The organism is Lentibacter sp. XHP0401, assembly GCF_025751535.1.
GTDB lineage: Bacteria > Pseudomonadota > Alphaproteobacteria > Rhodobacterales > Rhodobacteraceae > Lentibacter.
Map to the genome: position 1 here is coordinate 199,929 of NZ_JAOWLC010000004.1, position 16,640 is coordinate 216,568.

The 16,640-nt window shown below is 59.3% G+C and carries 18 protein-coding genes; 8 read left to right on the forward strand and 10 right to left on the reverse strand.

Going from position 1 to position 16,640, the window contains the following annotated elements:
• Positions 1-52 precede the first annotated feature (52 nt).
• Complete coding sequence (ubiA, locus tag OE750_RS07310; RefSeq protein ID WP_263763042.1) at positions 53-1,024, reverse strand: 4-hydroxybenzoate octaprenyltransferase; 972 nt, start codon at positions 1,022-1,024, stop codon at positions 53-55.
• A 12-nt stretch (positions 1,025-1,036) separates the two neighbouring features.
• Here ubiA and OE750_RS07315 point away from each other — a divergent pair, with 12 nt between their 5' ends.
• The 3 genes from OE750_RS07315 to OE750_RS07325 are packed head-to-tail and all read left to right on the forward strand — an operon-like array spanning position 1,037 to position 3,708.
• Positions 1,037-1,771 (forward strand): 16S rRNA (uracil(1498)-N(3))-methyltransferase, encoded by a 735-nt coding sequence (locus OE750_RS07315; RefSeq protein WP_263763044.1) that lies wholly within the window; start codon positions 1,037-1,039, stop codon positions 1,769-1,771.
• A complete protein-coding gene (locus OE750_RS07320; protein WP_263763046.1) occupies positions 1,768-2,307 on the forward strand; it encodes a hypothetical protein in 540 nt (179 codons plus the stop codon). Before OE750_RS07315 ends, OE750_RS07320 begins: the two co-directional genes overlap by 4 nt.
• A gap of 30 nt (positions 2,308-2,337) precedes the next feature.
• Positions 2,338-3,708: a glutamate--cysteine ligase gene (locus OE750_RS07325; protein ID WP_263763048.1), complete on the forward strand. Its 1,371-nt coding sequence runs from the start codon at positions 2,338-2,340 to the stop codon at positions 3,706-3,708.
• Positions 3,709-3,875: 167 nt separating this feature from the next.
• On the opposite strand, the gene OE750_RS07330 is transcribed toward OE750_RS07325, so the two are convergent.
• The 8 genes from OE750_RS07330 to OE750_RS07365 form a co-directional block, all read right to left on the reverse strand.
• Positions 3,876-4,202 (reverse strand): hypothetical protein, encoded by a 327-nt coding sequence (locus OE750_RS07330; RefSeq protein ID WP_263763050.1) that lies wholly within the window; start codon positions 4,200-4,202, stop codon positions 3,876-3,878.
• Positions 4,203-4,213: 11 nt separating this feature from the next.
• Positions 4,214-4,624, reverse strand: coding sequence for a hypothetical protein (locus tag OE750_RS07335; RefSeq protein WP_263763052.1), 411 nt, complete (start codon positions 4,622-4,624; stop codon positions 4,214-4,216).
• Between the two features lie 40 nt (positions 4,625-4,664).
• The gene (locus tag OE750_RS07340; protein WP_263763054.1) at positions 4,665-5,192 is read right to left on the reverse strand and encodes a GbsR/MarR family transcriptional regulator; all 528 of its coding nucleotides are present in this window, start codon (positions 5,190-5,192) and stop codon (positions 4,665-4,667) included.
• Positions 5,193-5,270: 78 nt separating this feature from the next.
• The gene (gene plsY / locus OE750_RS07345; protein ID WP_263763056.1) at positions 5,271-5,879 is read right to left on the reverse strand and encodes a glycerol-3-phosphate 1-O-acyltransferase PlsY; all 609 of its coding nucleotides are present in this window, start codon (positions 5,877-5,879) and stop codon (positions 5,271-5,273) included.
• Positions 5,879-7,147, reverse strand: a complete 1,269-nt coding sequence (gene pyrC / locus OE750_RS07350; RefSeq protein ID WP_263763058.1) for a dihydroorotase — start codon at positions 7,145-7,147, stop codon at positions 5,879-5,881. Before pyrC ends, plsY begins: the two co-directional genes overlap by 1 nt.
• Position 7,148: 1 nt before the next feature.
• A complete protein-coding gene (locus OE750_RS07355) occupies positions 7,149-7,559 on the reverse strand; it encodes a hypothetical protein (protein WP_263763060.1) in 411 nt (136 codons plus the stop codon).
• Positions 7,556-8,071: a hypothetical protein gene (locus OE750_RS07360; RefSeq protein WP_263763063.1), complete on the reverse strand. Its 516-nt coding sequence runs from the start codon at positions 8,069-8,071 to the stop codon at positions 7,556-7,558. Before OE750_RS07360 ends, OE750_RS07355 begins: the two co-directional genes overlap by 4 nt.
• Positions 8,064-9,017: an aspartate carbamoyltransferase catalytic subunit gene (locus OE750_RS07365; RefSeq protein ID WP_263763065.1), complete on the reverse strand. Its 954-nt coding sequence runs from the start codon at positions 9,015-9,017 to the stop codon at positions 8,064-8,066. The genes OE750_RS07360 and OE750_RS07365 overlap by 8 nt, the downstream gene beginning before the upstream one ends.
• Before the next feature lie 107 nt (positions 9,018-9,124).
• Between OE750_RS07365 and OE750_RS07370 the strand changes: the two genes are divergently transcribed.
• From OE750_RS07370 to OE750_RS07390, 5 genes are all read left to right on the forward strand, one after another.
• Positions 9,125-9,895: a uracil-DNA glycosylase gene (locus OE750_RS07370; RefSeq protein WP_263763066.1), complete on the forward strand. Its 771-nt coding sequence runs from the start codon at positions 9,125-9,127 to the stop codon at positions 9,893-9,895.
• On the forward strand, positions 9,892-10,434 hold the full coding sequence (gene moaB / locus OE750_RS07375) for a molybdenum cofactor biosynthesis protein B (RefSeq protein ID WP_263763068.1): 543 nt from the start codon (positions 9,892-9,894) through the stop codon (positions 10,432-10,434). The genes OE750_RS07370 and moaB overlap by 4 nt, the downstream gene beginning before the upstream one ends.
• Positions 10,431-10,799: an NUDIX domain-containing protein gene (locus tag OE750_RS07380; protein WP_263763070.1), complete on the forward strand. Its 369-nt coding sequence runs from the start codon at positions 10,431-10,433 to the stop codon at positions 10,797-10,799. The genes moaB and OE750_RS07380 overlap by 4 nt, the downstream gene beginning before the upstream one ends.
• A 145-nt stretch (positions 10,800-10,944) precedes the next feature.
• Positions 10,945-12,405 (forward strand): efflux RND transporter periplasmic adaptor subunit, encoded by a 1,461-nt coding sequence (locus tag OE750_RS07385; protein ID WP_263763072.1) that lies wholly within the window; start codon positions 10,945-10,947, stop codon positions 12,403-12,405.
• Between the two features lie 3 nt (positions 12,406-12,408).
• Complete coding sequence (locus OE750_RS07390; RefSeq protein WP_263763074.1) at positions 12,409-15,792, forward strand: efflux RND transporter permease subunit; 3,384 nt, start codon at positions 12,409-12,411, stop codon at positions 15,790-15,792.
• Here the strand turns inward: OE750_RS07390 and OE750_RS07395 are convergent.
• Positions 15,777-16,562, reverse strand: a complete 786-nt coding sequence (locus OE750_RS07395; protein WP_263763076.1) for a protein-disulfide reductase DsbD domain-containing protein — start codon at positions 16,560-16,562, stop codon at positions 15,777-15,779. The two genes, OE750_RS07390 and OE750_RS07395, sit on opposite strands and share 16 nt — an antisense overlap.
• Between the last annotated feature and the right edge of the window lie 78 nt (positions 16,563-16,640).

The window sequence follows — 16,640 nt, forward strand, 5'->3', positions numbered from 1 at the left end:
ATTAATCAGAGGTTACCCGAACTCTCTTAAGCCGTGAGAACAGGGGTTTCAATCACACTAAGAGCGCTACGGCGAAAAACAGCAAGGGGATGAGCCCTGCATCGCGGTTTGAGCGGAAGAGTTTGAGTAGAATTGCGTTATCTTCAGCGTCAAAAAGGCGCAGCTGCCAAAGCATGTGCCAACCCATAGCGCAGGCCCCGGCCAGAGCGACTGTCATGGAAAAAGGGCTGCTCGCACTGCTCAGCATCGCACCGATGATCGCGATGCCCAAAAGCGTGACAGTGGCGGCAAGGAAGCGGCTGAGCCACATGGGGCTCTGGCTGCCAAAAAGCCGCGCGGTTGATTTTATGCCGATGAGGGCGTCATCTTCGGTGTCTTGATGGGCATAGATAGTGTCATAGAACAGAGTCCACACAATCCCTGCAACATAGAGGTAGAGTGCGGGGGCTTCGAGTTCACCGCGGTGAGCTGTCCATGCGAGCAGGGCGCCCCAGTTAAACGCAAGCCCGAGAAAGATTTGCGGCCACCATGTGAAGCGCTTGGCAAAGGGATACACGGCCAATGGCACAAGCGCGAGTATGCCGAGCAATACGGCTGCTGTGTTGAATGTGAGGAGGATGAAAAAGGCGATAAGGGCTTGTAAGCACATCCAAATGGCGGCTTGGCGGGTGGTCACCTGCCCCGAGGGGATAGGCCGCGAGCGGGTTCGTTCAACTGCGCCATCAAAGTCGCGGTCGGTGATATCGTTCCATGTGCAACCCGCGCCGCGCATAAGCCACGCTCCCGCCCCGCAGGCGGCGAATATCCAGAGGTCATGCCAGGTGACGAGGCGGTCGTGCAGCATAGCCAACAGCAAGCCCCACCAGCAGGGGATGAGCAAAAGCCATGTGCCGATGGGCCTGTCGGCGCGCGAGAGGCGCAGGTAAGGGCGGGTGGCTATGGGGGCGTAACGGTCAACCCAATTGCCTTTCACGGCATCGGCAACTTGTCCGTTCTGCTCTGGCGTATTCTTTTCGCTGCTCATATGTTTTGGCCCATGACAGATGTAAAAATCAGATTGTTTGTAGATCACCCGCTGGGGGCGGGGCAATCGCTGGCTTTGGATAAAGCGCAGTCGCATTACCTTTTTGGCGTGATGCGTCAGCAGATTGGTGCGCAACTTGCTGTTTTCAATGGCAAAGATGGCGAGTGGTTGGCGGAAGTTTCCACAGCCAGCAAGCGAGGTGGCGAGCTTTTGTGCAAAGAGCAGCGCGGGCCACAGGTGAATCCGCCTGATCTTTGGTTGCTGTTTGCACCGATTAAAAAAGCGCGTACGGATTTTATTGTCGAGAAAGCCGCCGAGATGGGCGCGGCACGGATTGTGCCTGTGCAGACGGATTTCACCAATGCGGAGCGGATTAGACAAGACCGTTTGCAGGCGCATGCGTTGGAAGCGGCAGAGCAATGTGGCGGAACATTTGTTCCGGAAGTAGCTGATTTAATGAAGCTTTCTACCTTACTCGACAAGTGGCCTGCCGAGCGCAAGCTTATGTTTTGTGATGAAGGCATTGCGGGACAGACGGGCGCGCAAGAGGCTTTGCAGGCTACCGGGGCGGGGCCTTGGGCGGTGCTGATCGGGCCTGAGGGAGGCTTTTCTCAGGCCGAGCGCGCGCGGCTTCATGGTTTGCCATTTGCTTATCCAGTGAGCCTTGGGCCGCGGATTTTGCGGGCTGATACTGCGGCTGTTGCGGCACTGACTGTTTGGCAACAAGTTTTGGGGGATTGGGCATGAGTTTCATCAGACCAGAGGCCGAAAAATTCCTCAACAAATACAAAGAAGTGCTTGTCGCCACTTTTGCTTTTCTGTTGGGCGCCTACTGGGCGGCTTTCTCCTTTGGGTTGCTGCCATGGCTTGGCTACATAGTGATGGCAGCTTCGGGATTGTTGCTGTTTTCCTTCCTTCAGCGGGCCTGGTTTGCCCGTGGAGAAGGCGGGCGCGGGTTTGTCGAAGTGGATGAAGGCCAGATAAGTTATTTTGCGCCGGAAAGCGGCGGGATGATTGCAGTGCGTGAACTCACCGAGCTCACCTATGATGCGCGGCCCAATCCGCCTGTCTGGACACTTAGGCAGGCAGGGCTGCCGGAGCTCGTTATTCCTGCGAATGCCAAGGGCGCACCACAGTTGTTTGACGCCTTTGCCGCTTTGCCGGGCCTTTCTGCCGACAGGTTGCTTACGGCGCAGCGCGGCGCGAAGGATCACGCACGCGTGATTTGGCGCAAAGATGCGCTGACGCGCATTGACAGCCCGCGCCCGCGCCTGCACTCCTAACCCCTCACGCGAACATATCGGAGCTTACACATGTCTATCCCTCAGTCCGGCGGCGGCCCGATCGAACATTACGCGCAATTGGCCGAGTATATGGCCGAGGGGTGCAAACCCAAGAGCGAATGGAAAATCGGCACCGAACACGAGAAGTTTGGCTACTGTAAGGATACTCTCTTACCAATTCCTTACGAAGGTGAGCGTTCTGTGCGCGCCGTGCTGGAAGGCTTGCAGCACAAGCACGGCTGGAACCCTGTCTTTGAAGGCGAAAATATCGTTGGATTAGAAAAGGATGGGGCGAATGTGAGCCTTGAGCCGGGGGGGCAGTTGGAGCTTTCCGGTGCGCCTTTGGAGAATATTCACCAGACATGCGACGAGGTTAACATCCATCTCAAGGAAGTTAAGGATGTGGCCGACGCTGTTGGCGTGGGCTTTATCGGGCTGGGCGCGGCGCCTATTTGGACTCATGAGCAAATGCCGCTGATGCCCAAGGGCCGCTACAAGCTGATGAACGATTACATGCAAAAAGTCGGGACGATGGGCCGCGATATGATGCGGCGCACTTGCACTGTGCAGGTGAACCTTGATTTTGCCTCGGAAGCCGACATGGTGAAGAAAATGCGCGCGGCGATTGCGCTGCAGCCTGTGGCCACCGCGCTGTTCGCGAACTCGCCGTTTTTTGAGGGCAAGCCAAACGGCCACAAAAGCTGGCGTAGCCGCGTCTGGCGTGATCTGGATGATGCGCGAACCGGGATGGTTCCGTTTGTTTTTGAAGAGGGCTTCGGCTTTGAACGCTGGGTGGAATATGCGCTCGATGTGCCGATGTATTTTGTTTATCGCGATGGCAAGTATATCAATGCTTTAGGGCAGTCTTTCCGTGATTTTCTGAAGGGCGAACTGCCCGCTATGCCGGGTGAGATGCCGACACTTTCAGATTGGGCAGATCACCTGACAACCCTGTTTCCCGAGGCGCGGATCAAGAAATATATGGAGATGCGCGGGGCCGATGGCGGGCCGTGGCGCAGGCTCTGTGCGCTGCCTGCTTTCTGGGTGGGCCTCATGTATGATGACGGCGCGCTTGACGCGGCGCTGGACCTCACCAAAGGCTGGGATGCAGAGACCCGTGAGGCGCTGCGTGTGGCCTCGTCCGAGCAGGGTTTGCAGGCCGAAACCCACGGTGTGAAGATGTATGATCTGGCGCGTGAAGTGGTGACTATTTCGGAGGCCGGATTGAAGGCGCGAGGCCAAGCCGGGGCTGGTGGGATGATTCCAGATGAGACCCATTTCCTCAATGCGTTGAAGGAATCTCTTGAAAGCGGAGAAGTGCCTGCGGACGAGCTTTTGCGCCGATACGAGACAGATTGGGACGGAGATTTGAGCAGTATTTACGCTGATTATTCATACTGATTAAGGCAGCGTTCAGGCTGGTTAACACGCTTGAAAACCACCGATTCCGGGGGGGGTGAAATACGTGCACCACGCGTGCACGAAGCGTGCACCGGTTGAATCGCGTTGTTGTTAAGGGAAAATTAGGTAACGCACCGTACGGTATTCCGCACGGTGCGTTACATTTTTCAGGCGGTTTTTTCTGCGAGCACGTGGCGCAGGGTTGTGACGGCTTGGGTGAAGCCCAGGCCGAGGCAGAGGGCGGCGAAGCCGAGCATCGGCAAGAGCACGAGGTTGCCGGCCTCTTGAAACAGGGGCAAGGCCGCGCCGATGAGGAGGACTGAGCCCGCGCCGATTGCGGCGTAGCCTGTGGCCACGGTCACGGAGGCGGTGCGCGCGCGAAATCCTGTTTCGGGGCAGTCGCCGAGCATTTTGCCGATCTTGAGGATCATCAGGCTGAGCACGAAGACTGTGCCGAGGGAGGCTGCGAGATAGATGAGGGATGTTGCAAACATAGCGTTTCCTTTCAAGCTGCGTTGCGGGTGAAACGGTTGTAGAGCAGGCCGAACATCCAGCCCCAGAGGGGGGCGAATATGAGCCCGAAACCGAAGTAGAAAATTGTGGCCTCGACGATTTGCTCTTTGCCAAGGGCAAAGGCGGCGAAGGTTGTGAGGCATAAAGCGGTGAAGTTGCTGACGAAGGCGAGCGCGGCGATTTCGCCAGCGTTGCAGGGGGCGCGCGACAGATGCCAGATCAAGAGCGGAAGACCGAGCCCGAGATAGGCGGGCGCGCCTATGACAACTGCAAAAACCGGAACAACGAGCCAGAAGGTTGCGCCTGTTATGATGATCGGCGCGAGAACGAGCGCCGCGAAGAAGGCGGGCATGTGGATGCGCTGTGTCGGGTAAAGTAAGTGGCTTTTTGTGAGTGCGGACATTTCTGTAATCTCCGAAATTAGTAGGCAAAATTTTTGAACGTCAGGAGCCTTTCGGCAGGAAACGGGCGATTTTTGCGCCGAGCTTGAGGAGGGCTGTCTGGGTGCCACGCGGTAGTTTGGCGATCTCGGAATACCAGTCATCAAACTGTTGCATGGTATCGAGCGTTTCCGCGTAGCGGGCGCGGATGTGTTCGGGAGTTCCGTCGCTCCCGGCCTCGGCGGCGACGATGCGCAGGGCCTCAAGCGTCGGGACGTATTCGCGCTCGCGGCGGCCTTCGACCACGGTGTTGACCAGATCAAACATATCGCGGACGGAGTGAAAGTGATCCCGTCTGTCGCCAAGCTGACGGGAGGTTTTGACGAGCTTCCAGCCTTGCAGCTCTTTGAGCGCGGTCGAGACATTGGAACGCGCGAGGCTGAGTGTGTCGCAGATTTCCTCGGCGGTCATCGGATCGGGGGAGAGGTGCAAGAGCGCGTGGATCTGGGCAACGGAGCGGTTGACGCCCCATTTTGCGCCCATCTCTCCCCAGTGAAGGATAAAGTCTTGCATGGAGGGGGTGAGCTGCATGGCGAGTCGCTTGCTTCTGAAGTTTCTGTTGTGACAGAAATAAGTGACTAGACAGAAACTTGCAAGAGATTTGTAACTTTATTTTTTGCTGCCGAATTTGGGCTCTGTGCCGGCGCGGAGGCGGTCGATGTTGGCGCGGTGCGTGAAGAAGACCAGAACTGTGAGCATGATCCCGAGAAGCAGGACGGGTTGTGCGCCGAGCAGGGCCATCCAGACTGTCGAGGTGCTGGCGGCGGCGACAGCAGCGAGCGAGGAAATCCGCCAGATTGCGAAAGTGGCGAGCCATGTGGCGCAGCAGGCAAGACCCACGGGCCAGCTGAGCGCGAGCAAAAGGCCGAAGAACGTGGCAACGCCCTTGCCGCCTTTAAAGCCGAGCCAGACGGGGAAGCAATGGCCGAGGAAGGCGAAAAGGCCAGCGAGCTGAGCCGCATCTTCGCCTGCCAGAGCGCGGGCCAGAAGCACGGCCACGGCCCCTTTTGCGCCATCGAGAACAAGCGTGAGTGCGGCGGCGGTTTTGTTGCCTGTGCGCAAGACATTGGTTGCGCCGATGTTGCCCGAACCGATGGCTCGGACATCGCCGAGGTTCATCACACGGGAAATGAGCAGGCCGAAGGGAACCGAACCAAGAAAATAGCCGATGAGCGCCCAGAGGGCGAGGACGGCGGCGGAGTGTTCAATCAGGGGCATCAGCCGAAGACCTTTTTGCCAGCAACATACGTTGCGAAGACCTTACCTTGCAGGCGCTGCCCGTCAAAGGGGGTGTTCTTTGATTTGGAATGGAGTGTGGTTCTGTCGAGCACAAAGGGTTTGTCTGGGTCAAAGAGCATGAGGTCGGCGGGCGCACCTTTGGCAAGGCGGCCGGATTTTAGGCCGAGGCGATTGGCCGGATTGAGCGCCAGTGCCCGGAACAGTTGCGCCAGCGTGAGCCCGCCCGCATGGACAAGGCGCATGGCAGCGGGCAGCAGGGTTTCGAGCGCGACGGCGCCAGAGGCGGCTTCCTCATAGGGCAGGCGCTTGCTTTCTTCGTCTTGCGGCGTGTGCATTGAGCTGATGGTGTCGATGAGCCCGCTGGCAACGGCTTCAACCGTGGCGAGGCGGTCATCTTCGCTCCGCAACGGAGGCTTGAGCTTGAAGAAGCTGCGGTAGTCGGCCACGTCAAGCTCGTTGAGCGTGAGGTGATGGATGGATGTGCCTGCCGTGATATCAAGGCCGTTGTTCTTTGCGCGCTCAAGGGCGGGCAGGGCGCGGGCGGTTGTGATCTGGTCGGCGTGATAGCGTGCGCCGGTCATTTCAAGCAGCGCGATATCGCGGTCAAGGCCCATGCGCTCGGCCATCGGAGATACGGCGGGGAGCCCCCGAAGTGTGGCGAACTTGCCCGAGGTGACAGCGGCCCCTGCCGAGAGGATTGGCTCTTGCGGATGCGCGATGACGAGCGCGCCGAGGGAGCGCGCATAGGTGAGGGCGCGCTGGAAAACCTTGGTGTTGGTAACGACTGCGTCGCAATCGGAGAAGCCCACGGCGCCTGCATCGAGCAGGAAGCCGAGTTCTGTCATCTCGCGCCCCTCGCGGCCTTTGGTGAGGGCCGCGAGATGCAGGACATTCACGGCGCTGTCTTCATTGGCGCGGCGCTTGACGAATTCGAGCGCTTCGGGGGTGTCGATTGCGGGGGAGGTATCGGGGCGGATGACCATTGTGGTGACACCGCCGGCAGCGGCTGCGCGGGCAGCGGAGGCGTAGCTTTCTTTGTGGCGCTCGCCCGGCTCGCCGACTTTGACACCGATATCGACAATGCCCGGTGCGAGGCAGAGGCCTTTGCCGTCGGTGATTTCGTCGGCTTGGGGGGGCTCATTCCGGCCTGTGGCAGCTATTTTGCCGTTTTCAACGAGGAGCCAGCCTGTGATCTCGGTCTGGGCCTCGGGGTCGATGAGCCTGGCGTTGGTGAATAGGGTTTTCATATCAGCTCCTTGCGCTCAGGGCGGCGTCGCGGGTGCGCAGGATCTGGGCTGCGCCGGCGGCGGGGTCGGATTGGTATTTGATGAGGTATTTGTCGCCCGTCCTGGTGATGACTTGTAGCGCGGAGAGCATGGTGCGCGCGTCGGCGACATCGGCGAGCGGGATGATGCGCCCGTCAGGGCCGACGAGTTTGCTGTCGGTGAGTTTCCAGACCATGCCGAGTTGTTCGCTCATGGCATATGCGCCGCGCGCGCCGATGGCGAGGACGGAGCCGACAACGCCTGTCCACGGGTGCGGATTGCCGATGTAGAAGAGAATGCCGGACAGCAGCAAGGAGCCGATGGCGGCGAGCATGATGTGCTCACGGATATAGGTGCTGCGGGCGGGCGGGAACTCGGCGACTACAGTGCTCATTCGGCGTTCTCTTCGGCTGGAATATCGGCTTCGTCGGCGATCGTGCCCATAAGGGCGAGGCGCGCCATATCAATATCACGCTCGACCGTGCGGGGGCGGGTGAGGTATTTCATCAACACGGATTGCCCTATCTCGAGATCAATGCGCAGGTTTTTATAAAGCATACGCTTTGTGGCATGAATGTCGGCGAGATTGACAGCTGCGTTTTGCTCGGGTGCGTTGGTGTTTTCATAAATGAGGCGCAGGGAGGTGAGATGCCAGACATCGGTGCGGTGGCGTAGCCAGCTTGTGTAATCATCAAAGATGAAAGCCGAGAAGATGGTGGTGAATGCCATGATGGGCATCCATGTCTGTGGTGGCAGGCCGATGATGGGGCCGAAGAACAGGGCTGTGACAAATCCGATGAGAAGCGAGCGCTGGATAAAGGTCCAGATGTCGGGGGTGTAGGTTCCGAGGAAGGCCTCGTCATCCAGAAGTGTGGTGACGGGGGCGGGAAGATCGCGCTTAGACATAGGTGTCTTTCGGCGGCTTCTGGCGCAGGTTGCGGGCCAGTAGGTCCATAGCGGCCATGCGCACGGCGACGCCCATTTCGACCTGTTCCTGAATAACCGAGCGGGTGACATCATCAGCGATGTCGCCGTCAATTTCGACACCGCGGTTCATCGGCCCCGGGTGCATAACGATGGCATCGGGTCTGGCAGCGGTGAGCTTGTCGGCGGTGAGGCCGAAGCGGTGATAATATTCGCGCTCCGAAGGGATGAAACCGCCGTCCATACGCTCTTTTTGCAGGCGGAGCATCATCACCACGTCAACATCCTGAAGGCCTTCGCGCATATCATCAAAGACTTCGACGCCGAACTCTCTGATTTCGCTCGGCATCAGTGTGGGCGGGCCGATGAGGCGGACGCGGTTCTCCATTTTGCCGAGCAGCATGATGTTGCTGCGGGCCACGCGGGAGTGCGCGATATCGCCGCAGATGGCAATGCTGAGGCGGTGCAGGCGGCCTTTGGCGCGGCGGATTGTGAGCGCATCGAGCAGTGCCTGAGTCGGGTGTTCGTGGCTTCCATCGCCTGCGTTGAGGACAGCGCAGTTGACCTTTTGGGCGAGCAGATCGACTGCGCCTGAATTGGGGTGACGGACCACAAGCAGATCGGGGTGCATGGCATTGAGCGTCAGCGCCGTATCGACCAGCGTTTCGCCTTTTTTGATCGAGGAAGCGCCCATTGCCATGTTCATCACATCGGCCCCGAGACGCTTGCCTGCCAACTCGAAGCTGGCCTGCGTGCGGGTCGAGTTTTCAAAGAACATGTTGATCTGGGTGAGCCCTGCAAGGGCATCGGAGTGTTTGTGCGCCGAGCGGTTGAGTGCGACATATTGATCGGCCAGATCAAGCAGGGAAGTGATATCGGATTGGGAGAGCTGTTCGATCCCTAAAAGGTGACGATGTGCAAAGCTCATGCTCTCAGCTCCCTTTAAAACTGTGTGGCGTTATAGGCGCTGGGCTTTGCTTGCGCAATCGGTCATTCGCTGTTTTGGCGGCGCTTGTGATGGGGTAGGCTTGGCACATGGAATCGGCTCAGGATTATTACGCGATGCGCGCGGCGCTCGAATGGCAGGTAGAGCTTGGCGCGAATGAGGCGCTGAGCGAGGCGCCTGTGAACCGCTTCGAACTTGTCGAGAAGGTGAAGGCCAAGCCCGCTGTGGCGGCGGCTGCCCCCCAAGTGCAGAATGTGCATGTTGAAGCGCTGAAGGTGGATGCTGTGGCTGTGGCCCGCGCTGCGGCGGAGGCTGCGCAGGACTTGGCGCAGCTACGGGTCAAGCTTGAGGGCTTTGAGCATTGCGAGCTGAAACGCGGGGCGCGCAACCTTGTGTTTGGTGATGGCGCTGCTGACGCACGGGTGATGATTATCGGGGAAGCACCCGACCGTGAGGGAGACCGCGAAGGCAAGCCTTTTGTCGGGCAGGCAAATGCGCTTTTGGGCAAGATGCTGGGGGCGATTGGCCTGAGCCTTGAGGAGAGCGTTTACGCGACCACGGTGATGCCTTGGCGGCTTTTGAACCAGTCGGGGCCGAGCCCTGAAGAAGTTTCGATGATGCGGCCGTTTATGGCGCGGCATGTGGCGCTGGCAAAGCCCGATCTGGTGATATTGATGGGCAATATTTCATGTGATGCTGCTCTTGGGCAGCGTGGGATCACGCGGCTGCGCGGGACCTGGGCGGAAGCTTACGGTGTGCCGGCAATGCCGATGTTTCCGCCGGAGACGCTTTTGCGCCAGCCGCATTTGAAGCGTGAGGCATGGGCGGATTTGTTAGAGATTAAAGCGAGGCTGACATGAGCAGAATTGACGAAAACCGCGAGTTTATCCCTGTGCGGATCGCAGTTTTGACGGTGAGTGACACGCGCGAGCTGGCCGAGGACCGCTCGGGTAATATTCTGGCGGGCAGGATCGAAGAGGCGGGGCATGTGCTTGTCGCGCGCAAGATTGTCCGCGACGAGCGCGCCGATATTGCCGCCGAGCTGCGCGCCTGGGTGGCGTCTGGCGAGGTTGACGTGATTATCTCGACGGGCGGCACGGGGCTGACGGGACGGGATGTGTCTGTGGAAGCCCACAGGGACGTTTACGAGAAAGAGATCGACGCGTTCGGCACGTTGTTTACCATGATCAGCTTTGGCAAGATCGGCACGAGCGCTGTGCAGAGCCGCGCGACTGCAGGTGTAGCGGGCGGATGCTATTTGTTTGCACTGCCGGGCAGCCCCGGGGCGTGTAAGGACGGCTGGGACGAGATACTGAAGTGGCAGCTCGATTACCGCCATATGCCCTGTAACTTCGTCGAGATCATGCCACGGCTTGAAGAGCACAAGCGACGAAAATGAGCGATACTTTCGAGCCTGTCGGAGAGCAACCCGAGGTGATCGCCGTGCGGGTTGTCGCGCTTTTTGTGCGCGACATGAAGGGGCGTATCCTTTGCCAGTTGCGCGATGACCTGCCGCATGTGGCGGGAGCAGGGCTTTGGAGCTTTTTTGGCGGGCGCGTGGAGGCGGGCGAAAGCCTGCGCGCGGCTGCTGTGCGCGAGTTTCACGAGGAGACGGGAATGCGCATTGCCGAGGCCGATTTGAGCCCGCGTTCTATGATTGCGTCGAGTGTTTCTCCCGACTGGATGATCCATATTTTCGAGTTGGGCCAGCGCGTTGAACCGGGTGATGTTTGCCTTGGGGAGGGGCGGGTTTTGCCTTTTTGACCGAGGCGCAGGCGAAGGATTTTTCATTTGTGCGCACCTATGAACAGTTTTTTGAAAGTATTTTCGACTGAAATGCGCAGCAGAGGCGTATAAGTTCAGAGCGCGCTCTTTTTGTGGGGGCGATCAGGTATACAGAGGATGGTGGATGCGGTTTTTGCGGCGTGGATTGACGGGGCTTTTTATTCTGGCTGTGACACTCGGCTTTCTGGCCTATGGCGCGATATTGGTGCGGGGTGCTATCAATGACCGCATGAGCCGTGAAGCACGGGCGCCGCAGGCGCAGGAAAGGGTTTTTTCTGTGAATGCCCAGCGGGTTACGGGCGAAACACTGGTGCCTGTGATCACCGCATATGGCGAGGTGCAAAGCCTGCGCACGCTTGAAGTCCGCCCCGCTGTGAGCGGGACTGTTGTCATGATGAGCGAGAATTTCATCGAAGGCGGACGCTTTGCCAAGGGCGAAGTGATGCTCAGAATTGACGAAGCGGACGCGCAGTCTGCTTTCGAGCGGGCCGAGGCCGATGTGATGGACGCCGAAGCCGAGGCGCGGGACGCGGCGCGCGCGCTGGAACTGGCGCGGGACGAGCTTGTGAACAGTGAAGAGCAGGTTGCCTTGCGCGAGCGGGCTTTGGTGCGCCAGCAAGACCTGAAGGCGCGCCGTGTTGGCACGGATGCGGCAGTGGAGACAGCCGAAATTGCCGCGAGCACGGCCAAGGCGGCGGTGTTGACCCGGAGGCAGGCCATGGCGCAGGCCGAGGCGCGGGTGGACAGCTCGGCAACGCAGCTTGCGCGGGCGCGTATTGCATTGAATGAGGCGGAGCGCCGCCTTGCCGAGACGGAAATTACGGCCCAGTTTGAGGGTGTGCTTTCAGATGTGAGCGCAGTTGAGGGGCGGCTTGTAAGCACAGGCGAGCGGCTGGCCGAGCTTGTGGACGCGGAGGCGCTTGAAGTGGCCTTTCGCATTTCAACGCAGGATTACGCGCGGCTTCTGGACGACAGCGGACAGTTGAAGCGCGCTGCAATTCTGGCTGTGTTGAGCGATTTTGGCATCGACCTTTCGGCAAAGGGAACGCTGAGCCGCGCGGGCGCTTCCAACGCGAGTGGAGAGACAGGGCGTGTGCTTTTTGCACGGCTGGAGGCAGCCAAGGGCTTCAAGCCCGGTGATTTTGTGACAGTGAAGATCAGTGAAGAACCGATGGAAAATGTTTCGCTGATTGCCGCAACGGCGCTGGGTGCGGGTGACACTGTATTGGCGATTGGTGAGGACAACCGGCTTGAGCTTGTCTCTGTCGAGCTTTTGCGCAGGCAGGGCGACGATGTTATCATCCGTGCGCCCGCGCTGGACGGGCGGCTTATCGTTTCAAAGCGCACACCTTTGTTGGGTGCGGGAATCCGCGTGACCCCTGTTGAGGCCGCGGCCGCTGTGGAGGCGCCTGCTGCGCCCGAGCTTATCGAACTGACGGATGAACGCCGCGCGAAGCTTGTGGCCGCTATCGAGGCCAACAGCCGTATGCCCAAGGACGTGCAGGAGCGGATGCTGGCGCAGCTCAAGGAGCCGAAAGTGCCGGCAAGAATGGTTGAGCGGATTGAAAGCCGCATGGGGGGGTAGGATATGCGCGAGGTGGGGCTTATCGGCGGGATCATCTCGTATTTTACGCGCCACAGAACCGTGGCCAACCTGCTATTGGTGGCGATGATTGTTGCAGGGCTTGTGGCGACGCCACGGATGCGGGCGCAGTTTTTTCCTGATGTGGTTGTGGACAACGTGTCTGTCTCGGTGACATGGGACGGCGCAGGCGCCGAGGATGTTGACGCGGGCATTGTGCAGGTGCTCGAACCGGCTCTTCTGGCGGTTGAAGGTGTGGCCGAGGCCAATTCGACTTCACGCGAGGGTGTTGCGCGCATTGCGCTGGAGTTTGAGCCCGGTTGGGACATGGCACGTGCCGCCGATGATGTGCAGGCGGCGGTGGATTTTATCACGCTGTTGCCCGAGGAGGCCGATGAACCTCAGGTCAGCCGTGGTGTCTGGCGTGATCGTGTGACGGATGTTGTGATTACGGGGCCTGTGGGGGCCGAGCAGCTTGCGCGCTTTGCCGACGAATTTGTGGCGCGGCTTTTTGAAGGTGGCGTGACGCGCACAACCATCAGGGGGGTCGCGGGGCAAAAGACCAATGTGATTGTTGCCACACGCGAACTGATCAAGCATGACATCACCTTTGCCCAGATCGCGGCCGCGATTGGGGAAGAAGTGAAGACCGACCCTGCGGGAACTGTCACCGGAGCCAATGCGCGGGTGCGAACCGGTGTTGAAAAACGGAGCCCCGAGCAGATTTCGCAGATTGTGCTGAAGGCGCTTGAGGACGGCTCAAAGCTGACTGTCGGTGATGTGGCACAGATCGAGGTTGAGGGCGCTTTGCGCGGCGAGACGTATTTTGTAGGCGCGAACCCTGCAATTTCGGTGCGGGTGGACCGTTCGGCGAACGGGGATGCGATTGGCATCCAACACGCGGTTGAGGAGGTTGCCGAGAAGCTTGAGGCGACGCTGCCGCCCGGTGTTTCGATTGATCTGATCCGCACGCGGGCCGAGGCCATTACGGGGCGGCTTGATATATTGCTCGACAACGGGCTTGTCGGGCTTTTCCTTGTGGTGGGGCTGTTGTTCCTGTTTCTGAATGCGCGCACGGCGTTTTGGGTGGCGGCGGGGATACCCGTTTCGATGCTGGCAGCGATTGCGCTGATGTATGCCTTTGGGCTGACATTCAATATGATCTCGCTTTTTGCGCTCATTATCACACTGGGGATTGTTGTTGATGACGCCATTGTGGTGGGCGAACACGCCGATGCGCGCTTGCGAAAGCTGCGTGAAGGGCCTGTGGAGGCAGCAGAAAACGCCGCCAAGCGCATGGCGATGCCGGTGTTTTCGGCAACGCTGACAACCGTGATTGCCTTTTTTGCACTGACCATGGTTGGCGGGCGCTTTGGCGATATGATTTCGGATATTCCGTTTACGGTTGTTGTTGTGCTTCTGGCGAGCCTGGTGGAGTGCTTTCTCATTCTGCCAAACCACATGGCACATTCTCTCAAACACGCGTTTGAAACGCATTGGTATGACATGCCGAGCCGTGTTGTGAACCGTGGGTTCGAGCACGTCCGCGAGCGCCTTTTCCGCCCTGTCATGGCTTGGGTCGTGAAGCTGCGCTATCCTGTTATGGCAGCGGTTGTGTTGGTTCTGGCCTCGCAGGTTGCGATGCTTGTGCGAGGCGATGTGCAGTGGCGGTTTTTCAACGCGCCCGAGCAGGCTTCGATTTCGGGGAATTTTGCCATGGTTCCCGGGGCAACCCGCGAAGACACCTTCGAGATGATGCGGCTGTTTCAGCAAGTGGTCGAAACCCTCGGCGCGGAATATGAGGAAAAGTACGGGGCCAACCCGATTGATTATGTTATTGCGCAAGTGGGCGGCAACACAGGGCGCGGGCTGGCGGGGGCCGACACCAAAGACCCGGACGAGCTTGGCGCGGTTGCGATCGAGCTGATTGATGCGGACCTGCGGCCCTATTCGAGTTTTGCCTTTCTGGCCGAGCTGCAAGAGCGTTTGCCAACCCATCCGCTGCTGGAAACCGTGAGCTTTCGCGGGTGGCGATCGGGGCCGGGGGGCGACGCGCTTGATGTGCAGTTTTACGGCGCGGATGCGAACACTTTGAAAGCTGCAAGCGAGGCCTTGAAAGAGGCGGTTGCACAATATCCTGAAGTGAGCGCGGTGGAGGACGACCTTGCCTATGACAAGGGTGAGTTTGTGCTGGACCTGAATGCGCGCGGGCAGGCGCTTGGCTTTACCATTGACGGGGTTGGCCGCGAGCTGCGCCACCGCCTCAGCGGGCTTGAGGCGGCGACATACCCCGAGGGCGCGCGCTCGGCCGAGATCCGTGTCGAGCTGCCTGAAGACGAGCTGACGGCTGATTTTATTTACCGCACGCAGATGCGTGCGCCGGGCGGGCAGTATGCGGCGCTGTCCGATATTGTGAGTGTGCGCGAGCAGGCGGGGTTCTCGACCATCCGGCGCGAGAACGGGCTGCGCACGGTTTCTGTCACGGGGGACATTTCCGAGGATGATGCCGCGCGGGCGGCCGAGATTATGACAGTGCTTGAGCAGACGATTTTGCCTCGGATTGCCTCGCGCTTTCAGGTTGAGTGGCGCCTGGCGGGATTGTCAGAGCAGGAAGACGAATTTCTCAACGATGCTTTGACAGGGTTTATCCTCTGTCTGGTCGGGATTTACCTTGTGCTGGCGTGGGTTTTTGCCAGCTGGACGCGGCCTGCCGTTGTGATGGCGATCATCCCCTTCGGCCTTGTCGGGACGATTTATGGCCATGCGGCATGGGATGTGCCTTTAAGCATGTTCACGGTTGTCGGATTGCTCGGGATGACGGGAATTATCATCAACGATTCGATTGTTCTGATCACCACGATTGACGACTATGCCGAAGAACGCGGGCTGGTCCCCTCTATTATTGACGGGGCGGTCGACCGTTTGCGGCCTGTGCTTTTGACCACACTCACAACTGTGCTTGGCCTTGCGCCTTTGCTTTACGAGAAGAGTCAGCAGGCGCAGTTCCTCAAACCCACGGTGATTACTCTGGTTTACGGGCTTGGCTTTGGCATGGTGCTTGTGTTGCTGGTTGTGCCGGCGCTTATTGCGATGCAGGCGGATTTTGCGCGCCAGACAACCGGTTTGCGCCGTGCGGTGAAGGCCAAAGGCGCGCGCGGGGTTCAATTGCCGGTGGGCATTGGTGCGGCTTTGATTGGTATATGGTTTGCGCTGAGCATCGGCTGGTTTGCAGCGTTTGGCAGCCTGTCGCCTGCGATTGCGCCAGTGTTAAGCGCGACAACAGCGCTTGGAGCGCTCGGGCTTTTCCTTGCGGGGAGTGTGGTAATTCTGGTGCTGGTGGCGGCCGTGGGCTTTGGTGCGGCGCTGAAGATGCGTCAGTCGCAGCCCTGAATATCGACAGCTTCGCGCGAACCGATGAGGGTGAGGCGCAGAGCCGAGCGGTTGAGCGCAAACGCGCCGCCGAGGGCATGAACAAACTCGGTTTCAAGCTTTAGGCTGCGGCCTATGCGGCTGACTTTCGGATCGGTCGCCCAGACCAAGGGATCACCTGTTTCGACAGCGGCATTCTCGGGGCTGCCGAGCCGGGGCACATCGGCCAGAACCGTGAGTATGATACCACGTGTGCCTGCGCTCGTTGTGCATCGGATGTTTTCGGCCGCTTTGTGCGGCACAGTGGCGAGCGCTTGTTTGATATCGCTTGTGGCGTTGGTGCTGTCGGGGGAGATGATCTCGTTCAGATTGACCTGAAGTGGCACGCAGATGTCTTTACAGATGCCGATGTCGAGCGTGGCCTTGAAGCGGATCGGCTTGCCCGCATTTTGCGGGCTGAGCGCCATGGGCAGCACGAGGCGGTTTTTGTAGATGATCGCACGCATGCCGTTCTGGTCGTAGACCATCGGACGCGGCCAGCTGAAGGTGACGGCCGAGAGATTGCGTGAGGCTTGCCAGCTGAGCTGTGGCGGGATGCCTGCATCGCCCGGAGCGCGCCAGTAGGTGTGCCACCCGTCAGCGAGGCTGATTTCGATGGCGGCCATGCGTGTTCCGTCGGGTTCTGTCCAGCCGTGCAAAATGCGGGTCTGGGCTTTGCTGGCGTATTGATTGGCCAGCGCGGGGAGGGCGAAAGCCAGAAGCGCGGCTGAAAGGGCGATAAGTTTTTTCATGAAACTGACATGGGGCAAAGGCGGTGAAACGGCAACTCACAATGCGGAGAGAAAGATTTCGCTCGCGGGGCTTGTGAT

What these genes read in the sequence shown, in the direction of transcription:
- OE750_RS07370 (WP_263763066.1), top strand. Translation starts at nt 9,125, where the DNA reads ATGGAATCGGCTCAGGATTATTACGCGATGCGCGCGGCGCTCGAATGG.
- OE750_RS07380 (WP_263763070.1), top strand. Translation starts at nt 10,431, where the DNA reads ATGAGCGATACTTTCGAGCCTGTCGGAGAGCAACCCGAGGTGATCGCC.
- pyrC (WP_263763058.1), bottom strand. Translation starts at nt 7,147, where the DNA reads ATGAAAACCCTATTCACCAACGCCAGGCTCATCGACCCCGAGGCCCAG.
- OE750_RS07395 (WP_263763076.1), bottom strand. Translation starts at nt 16,562, where the DNA reads ATGAAAAAACTTATCGCCCTTTCAGCCGCGCTTCTGGCTTTCGCCCTC.
- OE750_RS07355 (WP_263763060.1), bottom strand. Translation starts at nt 7,559, where the DNA reads ATGAGCACTGTAGTCGCCGAGTTCCCGCCCGCCCGCAGCACCTATATC.
- OE750_RS07320 (WP_263763046.1), top strand. Translation starts at nt 1,768, where the DNA reads ATGAGTTTCATCAGACCAGAGGCCGAAAAATTCCTCAACAAATACAAA.
- OE750_RS07365 (WP_263763065.1), bottom strand. Translation starts at nt 9,017, where the DNA reads ATGAGCTTTGCACATCGTCACCTTTTAGGGATCGAACAGCTCTCCCAA.
- OE750_RS07330 (WP_263763050.1), bottom strand. Translation starts at nt 4,202, where the DNA reads ATGTTTGCAACATCCCTCATCTATCTCGCAGCCTCCCTCGGCACAGTC.
- OE750_RS07315 (WP_263763044.1), top strand. Translation starts at nt 1,037, where the DNA reads ATGACAGATGTAAAAATCAGATTGTTTGTAGATCACCCGCTGGGGGCG.
- plsY (WP_263763056.1), bottom strand. Translation starts at nt 5,879, where the DNA reads ATGCCCCTGATTGAACACTCCGCCGCCGTCCTCGCCCTCTGGGCGCTC.
- OE750_RS07390 (WP_263763074.1), top strand. Translation starts at nt 12,409, where the DNA reads ATGCGCGAGGTGGGGCTTATCGGCGGGATCATCTCGTATTTTACGCGC.
- moaB (WP_263763068.1), top strand. Translation starts at nt 9,892, where the DNA reads ATGAGCAGAATTGACGAAAACCGCGAGTTTATCCCTGTGCGGATCGCA.
- OE750_RS07325 (WP_263763048.1), top strand. Translation starts at nt 2,338, where the DNA reads ATGTCTATCCCTCAGTCCGGCGGCGGCCCGATCGAACATTACGCGCAA.
- ubiA (WP_263763042.1), bottom strand. Translation starts at nt 1,024, where the DNA reads ATGAGCAGCGAAAAGAATACGCCAGAGCAGAACGGACAAGTTGCCGAT.
- OE750_RS07335 (WP_263763052.1), bottom strand. Translation starts at nt 4,624, where the DNA reads ATGTCCGCACTCACAAAAAGCCACTTACTTTACCCGACACAGCGCATC.
- OE750_RS07340 (WP_263763054.1), bottom strand. Translation starts at nt 5,192, where the DNA reads ATGCAGCTCACCCCCTCCATGCAAGACTTTATCCTTCACTGGGGAGAG.
- OE750_RS07360 (WP_263763063.1), bottom strand. Translation starts at nt 8,071, where the DNA reads ATGTCTAAGCGCGATCTTCCCGCCCCCGTCACCACACTTCTGGATGAC.
- OE750_RS07385 (WP_263763072.1), top strand. Translation starts at nt 10,945, where the DNA reads ATGCGGTTTTTGCGGCGTGGATTGACGGGGCTTTTTATTCTGGCTGTG.